Origin of the sequence: Pseudoalteromonas peptidolytica (assembly GCF_012641745.1) — a bacterium.
Classification (GTDB): Bacteria; Pseudomonadota; Gammaproteobacteria; order Enterobacterales; family Alteromonadaceae; genus Pseudoalteromonas; species Pseudoalteromonas peptidolytica.
The window spans coordinates 19,606-36,581 of sequence record NZ_WEHZ01000036.1 but is presented as its reverse complement, the minus strand read 5'-3'; the positions used below and the strand labels follow the sequence as shown (position 1 = coordinate 36,581).

The 16,976-nt window shown below is 43.9% G+C and carries 14 protein-coding genes; 5 read left to right on the top strand and 9 right to left on the bottom strand.

Annotated elements, in window-relative coordinates; translation table 11 throughout:
* Window positions 1-6: 6 nt before the first annotated feature.
* Window positions 7-555, top strand: a complete 549-nt coding sequence (locus tag F9Y84_RS18825; protein ID WP_088532147.1) for a chloramphenicol phosphotransferase CPT family protein — start codon at window positions 7-9, stop codon at window positions 553-555.
* A 122-nt stretch (window positions 556-677) separates the two neighbouring features.
* On the opposite strand, the gene F9Y84_RS18820 is transcribed toward F9Y84_RS18825, so the two are convergent.
* Window positions 678-899, bottom strand: coding sequence for a hypothetical protein (locus F9Y84_RS18820; RefSeq protein WP_147389290.1), 222 nt, complete (start codon window positions 897-899; stop codon window positions 678-680).
* Between the two features lie 414 nt (window positions 900-1,313).
* Between F9Y84_RS18820 and F9Y84_RS18815 the strand changes: the two genes are divergently transcribed.
* Window positions 1,314-2,381 carry a hypothetical protein gene (locus F9Y84_RS18815; protein ID WP_147389291.1) on the top strand — a complete coding sequence of 356 codons (1,068 nt, stop codon included), beginning with the start codon at window positions 1,314-1,316 and terminating at the stop codon, window positions 2,379-2,381.
* 252 nt (window positions 2,382-2,633) lie between these two features.
* Here F9Y84_RS18815 and F9Y84_RS18810 read toward each other — a convergent pair whose 3' ends face one another.
* The 5 genes from F9Y84_RS18810 to F9Y84_RS18790 form a co-directional block, all read right to left on the bottom strand.
* The gene (locus F9Y84_RS18810; RefSeq protein WP_147389292.1) at window positions 2,634-5,225 is read right to left on the bottom strand and encodes a family 20 glycosylhydrolase; all 2,592 of its coding nucleotides are present in this window, start codon (window positions 5,223-5,225) and stop codon (window positions 2,634-2,636) included.
* Window positions 5,215-6,090: an ROK family protein gene (locus F9Y84_RS18805; protein WP_147389293.1), complete on the bottom strand. Its 876-nt coding sequence runs from the start codon at window positions 6,088-6,090 to the stop codon at window positions 5,215-5,217. Before F9Y84_RS18805 ends, F9Y84_RS18810 begins: the two co-directional genes overlap by 11 nt.
* Before the next feature lie 6 nt (window positions 6,091-6,096).
* Window positions 6,097-7,362: an MFS transporter gene (locus F9Y84_RS18800; protein WP_147389294.1), complete on the bottom strand. Its 1,266-nt coding sequence runs from the start codon at window positions 7,360-7,362 to the stop codon at window positions 6,097-6,099.
* A gap of 105 nt (window positions 7,363-7,467) precedes the next feature.
* Window positions 7,468-8,973, bottom strand: coding sequence for a tryptophan halogenase family protein (locus tag F9Y84_RS18795; RefSeq protein ID WP_147389295.1), 1,506 nt, complete (start codon window positions 8,971-8,973; stop codon window positions 7,468-7,470).
* A 40-nt stretch (window positions 8,974-9,013) separates the two neighbouring features.
* Window positions 9,014-11,668, bottom strand: a complete 2,655-nt coding sequence (locus tag F9Y84_RS18790; RefSeq protein ID WP_147389296.1) for a TonB-dependent receptor — start codon at window positions 11,666-11,668, stop codon at window positions 9,014-9,016.
* A 316-nt stretch (window positions 11,669-11,984) separates the two neighbouring features.
* Between F9Y84_RS18790 and F9Y84_RS18785 the strand changes: the two genes are divergently transcribed.
* From F9Y84_RS18785 to thpR, 3 genes are all read left to right on the top strand, one after another.
* Window positions 11,985-12,851: a helix-turn-helix domain-containing protein gene (locus F9Y84_RS18785; RefSeq protein WP_147389297.1), complete on the top strand. Its 867-nt coding sequence runs from the start codon at window positions 11,985-11,987 to the stop codon at window positions 12,849-12,851.
* A 150-nt stretch (window positions 12,852-13,001) separates the two neighbouring features.
* On the top strand, window positions 13,002-13,724 hold the full coding sequence (locus F9Y84_RS18780) for a helix-turn-helix domain-containing protein (RefSeq protein ID WP_147389298.1): 723 nt from the start codon (window positions 13,002-13,004) through the stop codon (window positions 13,722-13,724).
* Window positions 13,725-13,738: 14 nt separating this feature from the next.
* Complete coding sequence (gene thpR / locus F9Y84_RS18775) at window positions 13,739-14,257, top strand: RNA 2',3'-cyclic phosphodiesterase (protein ID WP_128730463.1); 519 nt, start codon at window positions 13,739-13,741, stop codon at window positions 14,255-14,257.
* Between the two features lie 3 nt (window positions 14,258-14,260).
* On the opposite strand, the gene F9Y84_RS18770 is transcribed toward thpR, so the two are convergent.
* From F9Y84_RS18770 to F9Y84_RS18760, 3 genes are read right to left on the bottom strand one after another with little or no spacing between them, the layout of a single operon-like run.
* Entirely contained in the window at window positions 14,261-14,914 is a 654-nt protein-coding gene (locus F9Y84_RS18770; RefSeq protein ID WP_192503242.1) for a lysozyme family protein, read from the bottom strand.
* Window positions 14,878-15,624 (bottom strand): hypothetical protein, encoded by a 747-nt coding sequence (locus F9Y84_RS18765; protein ID WP_147389299.1) that lies wholly within the window; start codon window positions 15,622-15,624, stop codon window positions 14,878-14,880. The genes F9Y84_RS18770 and F9Y84_RS18765 overlap by 37 nt, the downstream gene beginning before the upstream one ends.
* Before the next feature lie 23 nt (window positions 15,625-15,647).
* Entirely contained in the window at window positions 15,648-16,934 is a 1,287-nt protein-coding gene (locus F9Y84_RS18760; protein WP_147389300.1) for a LysM peptidoglycan-binding domain-containing protein, read from the bottom strand.
* Window positions 16,935-16,976: the final 42 nt, after the last annotated feature.

The following is a 16,976-nucleotide window of genomic DNA, read 5'->3' as shown; positions in this document are numbered from 1 at the left end:
TTATCTATGGCTTGTATTTTTTTAAATGGCGTTTCTAGCTCGGGTAAAAGTTCAATTGCAAGAGAGTTTCAAGCGCTTGCAAGTGAGCCTTACTTTCATTTTAGCATGGATGACTTCTTATTTAATTTTCCAGCAAAATACAGACAGGATGCGCTTTTGCTCGCGAAGATAGATGAAAATAGCTCAAATGATATATTACAGGGCTTTCATCGCAGTATTTTTGCTCTGACCGAAAGTAACATTGATATTATCGTTGATGCAGTGTTTAGTGAGGAAATTTTTTATCATGCTGCATGCCAAGACAACTTGTCTAAGTTCGATGCTTATATTGTTGGTGTGCATTGTGACCCAGCCGTATTAGCTAGCAGAGAGCAACAAAGAGCAGATAGGCCGATAGGATTATCAATTCAGCAAATCCCAACTACACATAACTTTTTGGATTATGATTTAGAAGTTGATACGACTCGTAATAGCGCCTCGTTGTGTGCTCAGGAAATATTTGAATATGTACAACAGCACAAACCTAAGAGAAGGTGTAATACGATAGAAATCTAATGAATAGCGATTAAAAGTTAATATCAGTAAGCCCCGGCAGGCTCATTTATTATAATTTTTGTAGCTTGCCAGGCTTGTTGTGGTGATATGCTTTGGCTGAGTTTTATGTACCATTATAAGGATTAATCAAGGTCTGATACAAAATCTTGAGTATCAAACTTTTCCTGCAAATCTACACCTAGTAAGTCTTGGATTGCGCTGGAACTAATAAAAATACCATCTAAGCCATTTGTATGTCCCGAAGCATAACCGTGGCTATACGCCCACTTGATTAGCGCATACTCTTTGTTTGAAAGTGTATGGTTAAGTATCTCTTCTATTTTTATCATTGTATTTTGTTTCATGAATAACCTACTTTTCTGTTGAGCTTTAACATGTTGTACAGGTCAATATTGAAGTGATGTGTCTGCACATTACCTTGTTTTTAAGGTTACAGAGGAAAAGCGCAGCTTGGTACTTATGAATTCTTATTTACCCTCGCAAACGTTCGAATTCAAATTGTTGAATTTATTGCTTTTATTTTGTTTTTTGGGATTTTGGGAAAAATGAACCTTGCTCCAAAAGTGATGGCTAATGCTAATTTTCAACCTAGTAATTATTTTATTAAAAGGTACTAAACCATTTTTAGTTGCAATATAATAATGCCTCTTAATCTTATCTTTAGATAACATGAGAGCATTAACTTTATAGGATGTATGCTTCGTCAGCATATGACCTTTTTGTTGTAGCTAAATATCTTTACGGAGTCCTCAGAAACCATGGCCGAAAACCTAGAACAGCTTTTACTTGCGACAGTGAATAACAAAGAGTTTCTGCATAGCGAACCATTTGAGTATAAATCTCTTTTTCTCAGTTCGGTTACTCCGGATATTTCCAACGCTAGATTTATGCCATGTATTTTTATTGAAGATGAGCATGCGAAACAATTTATATCTAGAGCGATATCCAAGCGTAAATTATGTGATCTATACAACGGGGAGAACTATGTTCTTGTTGGTAAGTCTTGCATTGTAAATTGTCTTAAATATGGTTCAAGCGAATGGAAAAAGGCGAATACGACAATAGAGTCAATCGTTGAACTTGGAGAAAATATTGCTGTATCTGAAATGATACAAGTGCCTACGGTATACCCTACTGATGACGGTAAGTATCAGATACTCACTGGACACAGGCGCTTTTTTGCACTGGTTTTCGCTTATGGGTTTGGCCATGTTGCTCAGTTTAAAGTCTATGCACGCAAGCCAATACTCTCAAAAGTCAAACAGTTCCAAGAAAATGCCAGTAGAGAGGATCTCCCTCAGTACGGTAAGCTACAAGCATTTTTAGCAGCGATGATGGAAGTTGACTACTTAGATCAAGCTCGCCTTAAAATTGGTGAAAAGCGAATTACTGTTAGAGAAAAGGCAAAGTATCTTGGTATTTCTTTAGGGGCTTTTGACAACTACAATGTTTTAACAAGGTACCCTGAGGTCATTCGAGCATACGAAAATGGATTAAGCTTTTCTTTTGTAAAAGTAAAAAAAGTTGTTTTGAAAATTGAAAATGATTACAAAATCCAACACGATAAAAAAGTATTGAATATTGGTGATCGAAAAGCAATTGGAGCAAAAATATCAGATGCACTAGAGGGAAAAAGTGCAACTAGTATTAAAAAGCAGAACTATAGTATTAAGAACATTGCTTCGAGTTCATTGTTGAAAAAGCTCTTGTTTACTGATGTTTCAGAATTAGACCTTGGTATTGATTGGGAAGCTGTGGATTGGGAAGACCGAGCGCAAGTGACCAGCTTAATTGCGGAAGTAATTGAGCGTTTAGATAAAGACTAAGTGCTAGTATATATTTGGTGCGCCTTTATCGAGCAGCTTTGGACGCTATCAAGGTGCTACCAAATATAGTCGTGAGGTTGCATAATTGCTCTAAGCCAGCCGTTTCTTGGTTAGGTTATCCATAAACATTCACACATCAAGCGCTAGCCAATAGCGAGAATTTGGCTAGCTAATTATCCGAAGCTCAGGTTAATTAACTAAAGCTTAGAGCTACAATTTGCTTTGCAGTGTATTGGCAGTAGTTGCCGCTATCTAGCGTGCTTTTGTTGGCCTTAATGTGAGAGACTCCAAGGGTGAATACGATTGCTGCAACGGCATTGCGCGACCGACTCTTCCTGTTATTGGCTCTCTTGCCCTCAGTACCCGCACAGTGCGCAATGAAGGAGAAAAGGGGAGCCACTGTCCATCGGCTTTTTGCGCTTCAATAACAAAGCCTGGAATGGCGGTAAACGCATCCAGCTTGCCTAAATGCAACGTGGTTGCGGCCACTGTTGGGATCCGAAAAGCGATATTAGCCTGCGCTAATTTGGGTATTTCTTGAAAGCCTAATATTGCTACAAACCGTTGCCAGTCAGCCTCTCGCTGTGCTTTTAACTTCGCAGTAAAATAACCGCTAGATTGGTTGTATATACGACCAGCTTGATAAGGTAATTCCCACTCTGCGTGGTGCCATGCCCGCTCTGCAAGCGCCAAGAGCCGTGGATAAAGCATGTATTGTGCTTGTGTATCACTGCGCAGCATTTCACTCCACAGATGCCCTTGAACTCCGAAAAATTTCACCCCTTGGTTTAGCGATGAGTCGCCGTCGTTGGCTACGTAGGTGTGGTTATTGGTATTTGTCCAGATCTCTGCATGGGCAGGAAGATTGTCTGGCATAAACTCAAATATCTTTTTGCTTTCGATAGCGCGACTCGCCCAGTGGTTGCCGCGCTCCTGTGGGTGTGACTGGTATGGAAAGTCAAAGTAGGTTACATCAGGGCTAGACAAGACAACCTGCCAGCCCTGATTGGCGAAGCGATGGGCGACCGCGTGCCCGTTTTCGCTTAATGTCGCCCAAGCATTACTCTGTACTTTAGCTGGCATATTCGCAGCCCGTACATCGCTTAAGCCATCGCTCCAACCCGCAACCTGTATTCCTTTTTTATCTAGTAACTTTGCGATCCGTTCAATGAAGTAACCGTTAAAGCTGGTAAAATCTTTCACGCTTGAGCGCAATTTTTTACATGCGGGAGACTGTAGCCAAGCCCCTGCGGTTTCATCGGCACCGATATGATAAGTTTGAAGTGGTACACCAGCGCGGTCATGTAGTGCTTTTACTTCACTCAATACTTTGTCAATAAAGGTGTAAGTATTTTTAATACAGACATTTAGCGTGTTGTCGTTGTAATGTTGGATAGAGCGGTAACGCGTCTGATCTGCAGGCTCTATTAAGCGGTATTGCTCAGCGTCGGCTTGCTTGCCTTGTGCCATTAGCTTTTTGTAGCGCGCTTCCATGGCGATGATTGCAGCGCGAGAGTGTCCCGGCATATCTAACGAGGGTAGTACCTCAATGTGGTGGGCATTGGCATAGCGTAGGATCTCGATATAGTCCGCTGCGGAGTAAAAGCCATTGATGTGTGAATTTTTATCATTGCCTGCGCCTAATTGCGGCAATAAGCAACGCGTTTCGGTTAAATCAAAACAGCGGTAAGCGCCTACAGAGGTGAGTTCATCAAGACCGTCAATGGCTAAGCGCCAGCCTTCATCATCGGCTAAATGCAGGTGCAGTTTATTTAACTTATATGCTGCCATCTGTTCAATGGTTTGCAAAATAAAGGCTTTGGAGCGAAAGTTGCGGGCAACGTCGACATGTAAACCACGAAAGTCATATCTTGGTGCATCAACAATCTCCACCATAGGAATACTCAAGTCGCTAATATCTAGTAGTCCTGCAAGGCTTTGTAGCCCATAAAATGCGGCGGCGCTGTTATTGGCTTGGATTGAGATATTATTTTCGGCGACCGTCAGGTGATAATGTGGACTTGATTGCTTATTTGGCTTTACAGCGACATTCACTTTAAGCCCGTCTTTGGTGCTTTTTACCCCGAGAGTATTGAGTCGCTGTTGTGCCATGGCAATCGCATCAGCCGAAACGCCTGAAAGTTGCAAATTAATACCAGCTGCAAGGTTCAGTCGTTTGTCAGACAGTACCGTTAGTTGCTTGGGCTTTGGGATCAGCCCTGTTGCGGCATCAAGCGTTGGCCTAACTTGATGTTGATGTAAGTATTCACTCCCCATCCATGGCGTCTTGTCTTTGCTGCTGGTTTGCAGTTGATTGAGCGTATCAAATGGCATTAGATAAGGTTGTAATTCAAGGCCGGTGTCGTTATCAAGTTGAGGTTGTGTGCTGAGGATGATTTGTGGGGTGAGCTGAAGCTGTGCGTCCGTTACAACATAGTTTGGCATAAACTCAGAGCGTGTAATTTGAGAGTCCTTAGTGTAGAAACGCACTGTAGTAGGGGTGCTGGAAAATCCAGTAAATTTTGAGGTCGGTGTGATTTTATGAATGTCACCATTGATATGGGTGATGGTAAAGGTATCGCCCTCAACATGGTAAATCGGCATCAGTTGGCTAAAAAAGATAGCAAAGTCTTGGTTTGCTTTGGTATTTTCTGTGGCTACGCTAAAGCTCAACTCTGAGTAATAACACTTTTGTTGTGCTTTTGGGCAGGTACTGGGCTTACTATCTAATAAGGTATAGTTAACATCCAGATTCTGGCTCAGCCAGTTTAATGTGGTTTGGTCGAGCGCATAAAGGGGTGACGACACCCCAAAAAGTAGCGCAATAAGCCGGTTAAACTTCATTGGCTAGTTCCTTGTTATTATGGTGAGTTTTATAGTGATGAAATAGTCCATATGCCCCTAGAAGTGGGGCATGGCTGAGGCTGCTTGGAATGACGCGAACGGATTGCGCCAGCGTATCGCCAAGTAACTTCTGCATGTTGGCGTCGAGAGCCGCTTTAAAATAGTGGTATGAGTGCGTGACAGAGCCGCCAAGCACAATCACATCAGGGTTGAGCATCATGACGACTTGCGCGAGTGCATGACCAACATGACTGCCAAAAGTCTCAAATTGCTGTAGTGCAAATGGGTCGCCACGGTGTGCTTGTTCGGCCAACCATTTTCCTTCAATGCCTTGTCGCTGAAAAAACTGTCCTGAAGCATAGTCTTCAATAATTCCATCGAGATAGCTTAAGTTGCCCAGCTCTCCAGCGGCACTATGGTTACCCGTATATAAATTACCGTTAAACACAAAACCGGCACCAATGCCTGTACCAAGGCAGAGGCCAATTAGGTTGCTGGCATGGTGGCGACCATATAAGTATTCACCAAATGCAAAACAGTTAGCATCATTATGCACAACCACAGGTAACGAAAATCGGCGTTCTAACAACGACTTTAGCGGCACACGTTGCCAATTAGGGATATTTTGCGTTGTCAGCACGGTGCCGCTGTGTATATCTAGGGTACTTGGTACCCCAATGGCAATACCGGTTGTGTTGACCGTGAGGTTATCGGCGATTAAGCGCATAATAAAGGCGTTAACTTGGTCGACACCGGCTTGATTGGGTACCGTATATTGGCGTAGCTGCTGGGCTTCATTGCGGACAACCGAAGCCACAAGGGCTTTGGTGCCGCCTAAGTCGATACATAATAAAGAGTGATCCATCGTCATTTAACTATTTTCGTTTAGAGGGTGAGACAGCATCTTTTGACTATTGCCAAAAGTCTTATTTTTAATCAAAGGATTAGCCCATACACCAACACTTAAAATATAGCTAAGCGGCAGTAATAGCAGTAGGGCTGCGAGCTGTAAGTTGTTACTCAGCTCTGCGGCTAAACCAATAATGGGAGACATAAAGGCGCCGCCAATGATCCCAGTGCATAAAATTCCCGTGATTGCACCGTGGCCAGTTTTGAATGAGTTTAATGCCAAGGCAAAGATAACCGACCACATGATAGAGAGAAAAAAGCCAACCAGTGGAAAGGCAACAAGGGTAACAGCGGTGCTACCGAATAATGCACATAGTAGTGCGGTAGCAGCGCCAAGGCTGAATAAAACTAGTAGCTTTTGAGCATCAATAAATTTAAGCAGTGCAAGTCCAAATAGGCAGCCTAAGGTTAAACATAGCCAAAACTCACTAACCACTTTTGCGCCCTGAGTGGTTGGCTCTAGGCCATGATATTGCTGCAAAAAGACCGAAATAAGATTGGCCACGCCTTGCTCAAGGGCGACGTAAGCAGAGATGGCAGCAAAGAATTTTAATGCGGTTTTATTGTTAAAAAAAGCGACACTTTGTGACCAGCTTAGCTTTTGCTTCTTTTGCTCAGGCACCGCGCTAAATGGAGTAAGCTGTGAGAGTACTAACATGGCCACACTCAGTAGTGCAAATACCACATAGATGCTCAACCAGCTTTTATCGGCAGGAATAAAGTGAGTTAAAGCTGCACCAAACTGCTCTACATTAGTGACTTGAGATTGTAGTTTGCTATACACCAGTGGGGCGAGAGTTGCCGCAGCGCCAAACATCAACTGTGCAAGCACCGAGAGCACGGCAAAATGCTCTGCGCCGCCGCTGGCTCTCAGCAAGGGGTTGATAGCGACTTGTAGTAATGCCATGGCACACCCGAGCATAAACAGCGCAACCATAGCGATAGCAAAAGAGGGAAGCAGCACAAAGGTTGTTGCGCCCATTGCCGCTAGCGTGAATGCCAGCTGCATCACGCTTTTTTCTCCCACGCGCAGCACCAGCAAACCTGCAGGAATAGACATCACACCATAAGCAATAAAAAAAGCGAATGGAAAAAAGCCTGCAAGCGTGAGGCCTATGTCATAGCTTTCTATTAATGCAGGAAAAATCGCGCCTAAAATATTGGTAATAAAAGACACCGTAAAAAAGGTTGCCAATACTAAGGCAATTACGAGGTAGCTTTTTTTCATATTGTATTTCCACCTTAAATAAACAGGGGTGATGGCGTGAAAATTTCGCTTGTGGGCAGACAAACAAAAAGATCAAGGGGAACCTCACCACCACCCACAATTGGGTTATGCACTGCGTTGATCGCTTAGCAGCAATTGCTGCAATGCCTTGGTATGAGCAATAAAATGCTTGTCGCTCAACTGTGTTAGGTATGCTTTTGCGGCAAGCTCAATATGTGTTGGTGCTTGCTCAAAGGGCATTTGGCAGCAGCTGTCGCGATGATCCATTCCGCCAAGTAAGCAGTACCAGCTTGGACGAATATAAGGTGACTGAGATCTGTGTTGGTGCAGCCAAGCGTCAAAATCGCCGCCGTCACGCCAGTGCGTGAGCAGCGCATCAAGCTCGCGTACATTCAACGCTGCGACTTTAGCGTCTTGCCAATACTGAGTATCTGTACGCTTGCTGGTAGCGTAATGTGCCAGTACATATTCTTTAATACCGAGCACCAGATCAGATAGTTGTTGATTGATGGCTTGTGCCTCAAGCTGTTGCGAAAGCAGACGATGTAATAATTCAATGCTATAGCCTGTGACCATCAGCGCGGTGGCTTCGAGTGGCTCGATAAAACTCTGTGCAAGGCCAATGGCAAACACATTGCCTTCAACACAACGTGCCATCATGCCCACCTTCATGGTGAGGTGCTTGGCGGGTCCGGTATCAAGTTGCGCGGCTTGACGCAGCTGAGCCTCAGCCTGTTGAGCGCTGATATGTGCGCTGCTATACACGTAACCATGTCCTGTTCTGCTTTGCAGTGGGATTTGCCAGCGCCAGCCACACGGCATAGCGATAGCCGCTGTGCTTGAGGGCAGTGGGGTTATTTTATCCCCAGCAATAGCGATGGCTGAATCATTGAGTAGTTGGTCAGAAAAGGAAATAAAAGGCACTTCGAGCGTTTTTTCTATCAATAGTCCGTTAAATCCTGAGGCATCGACGTAAAAATCACTCTTTATTTGCTCACCTGACTCCAGCGTCAGTGCGATAACTGTTTGGGAGTCATGCTGTACGCTAGTTACTGTGCTTTGTCTGTGCTTGACGCCTCGCGCTAGGCTAAATGCACTTAACCATTGTGCAAGCTTTTGTGCATCAAAGTGATAACCGAACTCAAGCGCTCTTGGTAGTGGTTGTTGTGGTATCGGTGCTTGCTGCTTGTCGGCAAGTACCGCCGCCAGAAAATAATGCTCAGGCTTATCAATATACTCACTACCACGGCGTCTTGCATTGGCGTTGACAAAGTAGACTTCTGCGGTTTTTGCATCCATTTCTGAAAAAAAGGGATGGAAATAGCCGCTATTGTCGCCATTCCAGTTATCAAAGTAGATCCCCGTTTTATAGCTTGCCTGACATGCAGGCATCCAATCGCATTCTTTTACTCCAAGGCTCTGCATAAAATGCTGTAAATGCGGCGTTGAGCCTTCACCTATACCGATGCTGGCAATGTGTGGCGACTCAATCACTGTGACCGATAAAGTAGGTTGATGCTTAGCGAGATAGGCTGCACACATCCAACCCGCAGTACCGCCACCAAGAATTGTTAGTGACTGTATTGTTTTTGTAGGCAAATGAGTTTTCATAGACAAATGACCCCAGCCGTCAACGACTGAGGCTCCAAGGTTAGAACTTATAGCTAACGCCAAGATAATAACGAGTACCAAATTCAATGGTATTTTGGGTTAAGTTATACTTAGTATCGTAAGACTGGATAACTTCATTGGTCAGGTTTACCCCCTCCAAGCTCACATCTAAGTTATCCAGTGCGTGCCATACCAAAGACGCATCCCATTGCTGGTAGCTGTCGTTGCGCACAGCTTGCGCCGCACCTAAACCAATCCATTCACTGCGCCAGTTATAAGCGATACGTGCACTAAACTGCTCGTTTTCGAAAAAGAGTGAGCCATTGAATGAGTTTTCAGAGACACCCGGCACCATTTCTTTTGTATTATCTGGTGTAGTGGTTTCACTATCCACGTAGGTGTAGTTAGTAATAAAGCCAAAGCCATTATCAAAGCTATGTTGAAGTTGCAGTTCTATTCCAGTTACATCACCGTCTCCGTTACTACGCGGGCGCGTGACTCGGCATTGATCATATTTAGAAGGGTCGGTTCCGCATCCGTCTACATATTCAACGGCTTCTGTAGAAAAGACAACGTTGTCAATCTTTTTCACAAAAACGGCTGCTGAAAATAGCGAAGCTGAGGTAAAGTAATATTCAACACCAATATCCGCTTGATCGGCTTCGTATGGTTTAAGATTGGGGTTACCACCTTTGGCTGAACTAAAGTTCGCATCAATCGCCAGACCCGGTTTTAAGTCGTTATAATTGACCCGAGACATCACACTAGAGGCCGCCGCACGGATAATAATGTCGTCGCTGAAGTCATAGGCGAAGTTGATGCTGGGTAGCCAGTTATCATAGTCTACCGTTTCATCAAAGGTTGTATTATCGACATAACCGGTGGACTGCTGTTCGGTGTTTATGTAACGCAAGCCGATATTACCGCGGAAGTTTTCACCGCTGAAGTCACTTTGCACATAGATGGCGAGCACATCTTCTTCAACATGGTAAGTCTTACCAAGATCTTGCTGCTCGATCAGTTCACCCGCCTCATATTTACCAGTGATAAAATCCCACCATTTGTCTTCGTCAAGCTTGGCATATGAGTTCAGAATGTGGCCACCTGTTTGTGAATGAAGATTAGTAAAAATACCATCACTCCAATTGGCTAAACTATGACCATCAGGCACAAAGCCGATAACATCAGCAGGGTTTCGTTGCAGCGCGATACGTGAAAATTCGTTTTTGTTTACTTTCGCACCCGTTTTGATGTTCTTGAAATAATCATGTTCTAGCATCCATTTAATATCTGCTTGTGCATAACTTACTTCATGCTCTTGAACCGTCGTTTGGAAGTTTGATTCATGAGCAAACTTGAGTTGGGAGGCATCGGTCGGATCTAGCGAATCAAACCAAATTTGATAAGGGCCTGTGGCATCATAAGTAAAGCCACCATCGGTACTATTTTGACCATTAGGGAAAGCAGGATCGCCAATTTTGTCTCCTTCATCGGTTGCAGGGATCCACCAACTTGAGGAGCCAAACCGCGTTCCACCATCCGAAGTAGAGCGACCAATCACGCCACTAACCTCAAAGGTATCACCGACATATTTACCACTGAAGTTTAAGACATCAACTTCCATGTTGACGGCGTTACGTATCGTAGGGTTATAGATGATTGATGCGTAAGCAGGTAATACCCTTGCGCGTTGAGCGCCGCCTGCATCATTGGTAGTGACATCCGTCGTTCCTGCCCCACGACCGGTAACAGTAAGGAAATTATGGTTAACATGTGGGTTGTCGAATTCAAAGTTAAAGTAGTCTACTGTGAACTCGGTGTTCTCACTTGGTGCAAATTGTGCGGTGAGCTGTGCGCTGGTACGCTCCCGTTCGGCTCTAAATGCTTGGGAGCCAATTGCCCATGCCGAGATATGTGATACTTGATTGGTATCTGGATTGGCTTTAAATTGTTCGCCATAAGAGCCGATGGATTCTATGACATGGCGGCCAGAGGTTAACCGCTCTAATGAGTATGCGGCTAAGACACCAAATTTTTCATCGTCGCTTTTCCAGCTACCCAAAAACGAGCCACTTAAATCATTTTCATCATACAAAGTGGAGCGACCAGCCTCGGCTGATACCATATAGGTGTGGGCCGCTAAGTCTAGCGGTTTGCGCGTGACAAGGTTTACTGTACCGCCTAAAGCACCTTCTTCAATGTTTGCTTCCGGTGTTTTGTAGACATTCACTGCGGCTACTTGCTCTGCTGATAACAGTTCCATGTTAAATGTTCGGGTAGATGGCCCCAAGTCATACCAATCGGTACTGGCAACGGACTGACCATTTAATAAAATACGTGATTGTTCAGGGGCAGTACCACGGATAGTAACGCCACTGACTTCGCCATATTGACGCTCAACTGTGACCCCTGAAATACGCTGAAGTGCATCACCAATGTTTTTGTCCGGGAACTTACCAATATCCTCCGAAGTGATGGCATCGACAATGCCATCGGCAAAGCGTTTGGTATTCATAGAGGCTTCAAGTGAGCGGCGTATACCTCGAACTTCAATTACTTCAACATTGTCTGTGGCGCTTTTTTCCGCAGCGAGTGTGAGTGGTGATAAAGTGAGTAAAAAAGGCGATAGGGTACTTGCTGTCACTATGGTGGCAAGCTTGTTCAATTTAAATTGCTTCAACTTAGTTGTTTTCATTGTTCTGCCCATTGTTCCTATTTGTTGTTGGCAGAAACTAGGGTATCGTCTTGGATGTTTTTTGAGCGGTATCTTTCTATCTACTAATGATACTTTTCACGCTTAAATAGGGGGTATTTGACAAAAATACTTCACTGCACTTTGGGTTATCGCTATATTTCGATAGATTAATATTGTTTAGTGATTGAATTTGCATGATATGCAACTAGGTGTAATGAACGGTGGTTATAAAAACTTATAACATGCAGATTTTTAATAGGTTTATTAAAGCTAGCAGGTGTTGAGTTTTATTAGCCCACAGTAAAAGGAAGTTGCTATGCGAGCGATGTACGAGAAAGTGCTGCCATCTCCCGGGTGTTCATGGCGTTATTGCCTGTATCAATTGCCGGAAATTCCTTTTAATTGGCACTATCATCCAGAATATGAGATCTGTTTGACGCTCAACAGTGTCGGTGTATGTCATGTGGGCGATCACATTGCGCCTTACGAAGATTTAGATTTGGTTATCTTAGGCCCTGATTTACCGCACACGTGGCAGTCAAAACCTAATCTTGATCACTCCGCTCATGTTGTTCACGTCGCGCAAATTCCCGCGCCTTGGTTAGAATCTCTAGTGGCGCAGCATCCAGAACTACATGGCTTATCTGAGTTATTAAATGCTGCACGACGTGGCGTTAAATTTCCTGTGGAGGTCGCAAAACAAGCCAAAATCTGGTTTGAGCAAATAGCAAATGCTGAGCCGCTAATGCGCTTCGTATTACTACTTGAAATGCTCACCTTGATGACAACATCAAACTATCAACATTTGGCTAGTAGTGGTTTTCGTTTTGACCCTCGCCATGATCCTGCCAAGGATAAGTTCGATAGAGTAATTGCCTATATTTATGAGCATTATACAGACAAATTGAGTGCGAATGACCTTGCTCAGCAAGTGCACATGAGCACCAACCATTTCCATCGTTTTTTTAAAAAGCGTACGGAGCGCACTGTCACAGAATTTATTAATCAGCTTCGGATCGCCAAAGCATGTAAGCTTTTGATTAGTTCAGCTTCTCCCATCAGCGTTATTTCGGATCAGTGTGGCTTTAATAACATCTCTAACTTTAATCGCCGTTTTCAAGCACTAAAGGCGTGCACACCTAGCGAGTTTCGCGCGCGGCTGCATCAAAAAGCATTATATTAACCGCAACCTTGTAGATAAACGCACAAGCAATCGTGAAATTTACGTAATGTTATGATATTCATACTTATTCCTGAATATTCAACTTGGTATTTATCAAGGAATTGCCAAGAATGTGCCGGGTCGCAACAATAATAAACGAGGATGACCGTGATGACACTAGGACACTTTATTAAACAGATCCGTACACAAAGAGGCTTGAGCCAACCACAGCTAGCAGAGCAAATGTGCGTTGAGCAAAGCTATTTATCGAAACTAGAAAACGACAAGTCTGTACCTTCTAATGAGGTATTTAGAAAGTTACTGACAGCGCTTAATTTATCTTTAGATGAATGTATGCAAACCTTATCAGCACAAGGAGAGCGGGAAGAACTAAGCCAAATACCAGATATAGAGTATTGGTATAAGCAACATCAACAATCAAAACAAAAGCAATATAAGCAACTTGCAATGCTAGCAGTGTTGTTAGTGTCTCTCGGTGTAGGGCTATTTTGGAGTGGCTACAAACAGACTTTTTTTAGTGAAAAACTGTTTGAATATCAATCTCAGGGAGTATTGCAAGCTGGCGAGCCCGTTGAGTTATACAACAAATGGCACGCATATCTCGTTCCTCAAAGTAAGAATGGTGACCGTGAGTTTTTTGAGCAAGTTCAGCTTGCCATGGCAAAGCGCTTAGACAAAAAAACAGTATTTTTATCAGATTACAGAGGAAGTGCTTATACCGAATCGGTAACCGATGGTAGAAGGCATTATCGTTTTCAAGGGCCTACATTTAGTGAGCGAGCAGAAAATGCCTGGCTGCAATTTATTGGCTTATTGTGTTTCTCTGCTGGGATTATGCTAACTTTAGTAGGGAAACGGTTAGTTAAACCTTAAGGTAAAGGTGTGAGATGCAAAAGCGATTATTTTTTGGTATTGGCATGGATGACGACGCTCGCGCACATATCGGCCAGTGGCTAGTCGATAGCGTGAGTGCCAGCAAAGCCAATACACAACCGAATAATTGGCATCTTACACTGGCATTTCTGGCTATGGTGGAAGAGTCAAAAGTGGCCGAACTGTGTGATTTTGCCAGCACCCTAACGGTGCCTAAATTTATGCTGTCATTTAGCGAACATGGTTACTGGCAGCACAATGGTATTTTTTATTTAAAGCCGGAGCAAAAGCCACAAGCATTGCTAGATTTAGCCAACCCGCTACGCGCTTTTGGAGAAAAGTGCGACCTATATCATAACCCGCATCCGTTCTCACCCCATATCACGCTATTTAGAAATTGTAAGCCAGAGCCGACTGTGGCAAAGCCAATAGCGCCCTTTTCGCTGACGGTAAAAAAATTTCACCTCTACCACTCTCACCGTAATACGCAGGGTTTGATTTACGACCCTATCGCGTCCTTTTTTCTCAGCTAAAGGTTAATATAACCAGCGTTTAAACTTTTCAAGCAAGGTGCTAAACCATCCCAGCTGATAACGGTTGTATTTACGACAGTTAAGGAACAAGCGTTTAGTTGCTTCATTTCGAGCAGGGCTAATATGGAGGCGGCTACACTCTTGGCTTGCCTGTTTCCAGTCTTGTGTACTGATGGCATTAATCAACTTAGGAAACGCTAAAAACAGTTTGTTTGTTCCTAGGTTATAAGCCATATCAAGAAGTGCATGCTTCGCGGGTGTTGGGAGCTTGTGATAAGGAATACAGCCAACAGCTTGTTGCTCAAGAAAATGTGCCAGAGCGTCCTCAAAGCCTTGAATGTGTTTGAGCAGTAGCTGTTTTGAGGCGCTCGGAGGCAGTGTCAGTTCAGTATATTGTGCATACCAAGAAGCTTTGTAGCCTGTGGGTTTGCTTTTAATCCGGCGGTACTCATCGTGCTTTTGTTGCAAGGTTGCAGCACGCTTAGCGCGTCTGTCCTGCATCGGCAGCTGACAAAATTGCTCAATAGTTTGCATATGAAAACCAACGCCTATGGTTGGATTACCATTTACGTCTAAATAAAGGTGAAATACCTCACCTTCAAATTGCAGTAGGTGACGTATTACTTGTTGATAGAACTTGTCGGTATGGTCGAACAACTGGGTACCTCAGTGATCACCGCTTTCTCGTTGGTGATATAGCATTCTTTAAGTATAGAGCAGTAACAGGCCTGTGCTTTGAAAACAGATTTATGATCATCAATTTTATCCCATAATCCACGATTAAAATTACTCTTTGGCATGGTGAAGATATTAAAACTATCACCATCGGCAAGTAGAATTTTTTGTGGCTCGCTAGAGACATACCAGCCAAACTTTTTTAGATAGTTGATGTTAGACTCTTCATCTTGTGCGTCTCTTAATGCCGCTTGATAAGCATGTAGATTGCAACAGGCATCCATTAACTCGGTGACATCATAATAGGTTTCACCATCCAATTCGTATTTGATGTGATGGATCACTGCGGGGCCGGTGCCTGAGTTACGAATGTCGACTCGAATAGTGGCTTGTGTCGAGTCTAAATCAAAATTACTGTAGCTAAATTGCAACCAAGGCCAAGTTTCCGTTTTTAGTTGTTTTTCAGCAGCTGAAACCTGCTCTTGTGCCGCTTTGGCTTGCAAGTACGTGGCATAAAAAGAGGCCGCAGAAATAAACATCGCGCAAAGCGCTAAAATGGTGTTCATCTTTGAGCGAGATAGCTTGAACCGCCCATGCGTTTGCCTGTTCTTGTGAGGCTGTGGTGTTAATAGCGCACTCGTGGTCGTGTCGCTGTTGTGCTCAGAAGGTACATTATTATTATGTTCTGACATGTTCATCCTATGCGTATCTGGGATTATGGTGATAGGAATACTTGTAAAGTATCGCCAATATTCAGCGTGTCGGATGACAGCTGGTTCCAATGCTTGAGCTTGGCAACGCTCACATTAAATTGTTTTGCAATGCGCCATAAACTATCACCGCGTTTAACACGATAGTCCAGCTGTTTGTCAGCTAAGATAGGTAAAATCAGCGTTTTGCCAGCACGGATCCGGTCGCTTTTTAATTGATTGAAAACCTTTAACTCAGCCACCGTGACTGAGTAGCGTTTTGCGATGCTACTGAGGGAGTCACCACGACGAATGGTGTACTGCTGCCAAGTATCAGCTGGCACTTTTGGTAAACTGGCGAGCATGTTTTGCCACTCCGACACCCGTGCTGTTGGGATGACTATATGCTCAGGGCCTGCAAGCAATGCAGGAAAACGCGCATATCCTGGGTTTAGTATCTCTACTTCTTTCCAGCCTTTGAGGTCTGATAAAACCGCCTGCTGCTCAAGTTTGATAACGCTGATTAACGAACGGTTGGGGATCTTAGGAAACTTCATCAAGTCATGCTTTAGCAACTGTGAGGCTGCAAGTAATTTGGGTACGTAGTGTCTGGTTTGGCGCGGGAGCTTCAAATGAAAAAAGTCAGTTGGTTTACCTGCTTTTTTATTACGTTCAATGGCTGCGAGCACTCGGCCTTCACCGGTATTATAAGCGGCAATAGCATGATACCAATCACCATCAAAACGCTTGTGTAGGTACTGCAAAAAGTCCAATGCAACCCGGGTCGAATCGACAATATCTTGGCGACCATCATACCAAGCATTGATCTTGGCACCATAATGCTTGGCAATCAGGGGGGTGAGTTGCCACAACCCCGAGGCATGTTTATGGGAGTAGGCTTGGGTGTTAAAATCGCTCTCGATTAATGGCATCAAGGCAAGCTCTATGGGCAGACCGCGTTTTTCCACCTCTTCAACTAAATAATACAATAAAGGCGCTGCACGTTCGCTGATGGTATCCATATAGTTTGGGTGCTTGAGATACCAGTCAATTCGCTGCGTTACGCGTTTGTCGTTGGAATCAGCAAAGCTGAGCTGGTGTTTAATTCGAAGCCATAAATCATCCGTTTTGAGCGGATCATATGGTGTGTTATCTGTGGCCTTTACTTCCTTTTTCACAACATTTTTTGGCTTTTCAACGCTTGCTTTTGCAGCGTTATCTGGCCTTGATTCATGCTGCTGAGGGTGTTGTATTTGACTACAGCCATTTAGCAGTAAAATCCCAACGAGTAGTGGAGTGATAAGGTTTTTCATAGCGCCTTTTTATTATCCTTTTATTATGCAGTCCATGTAGAG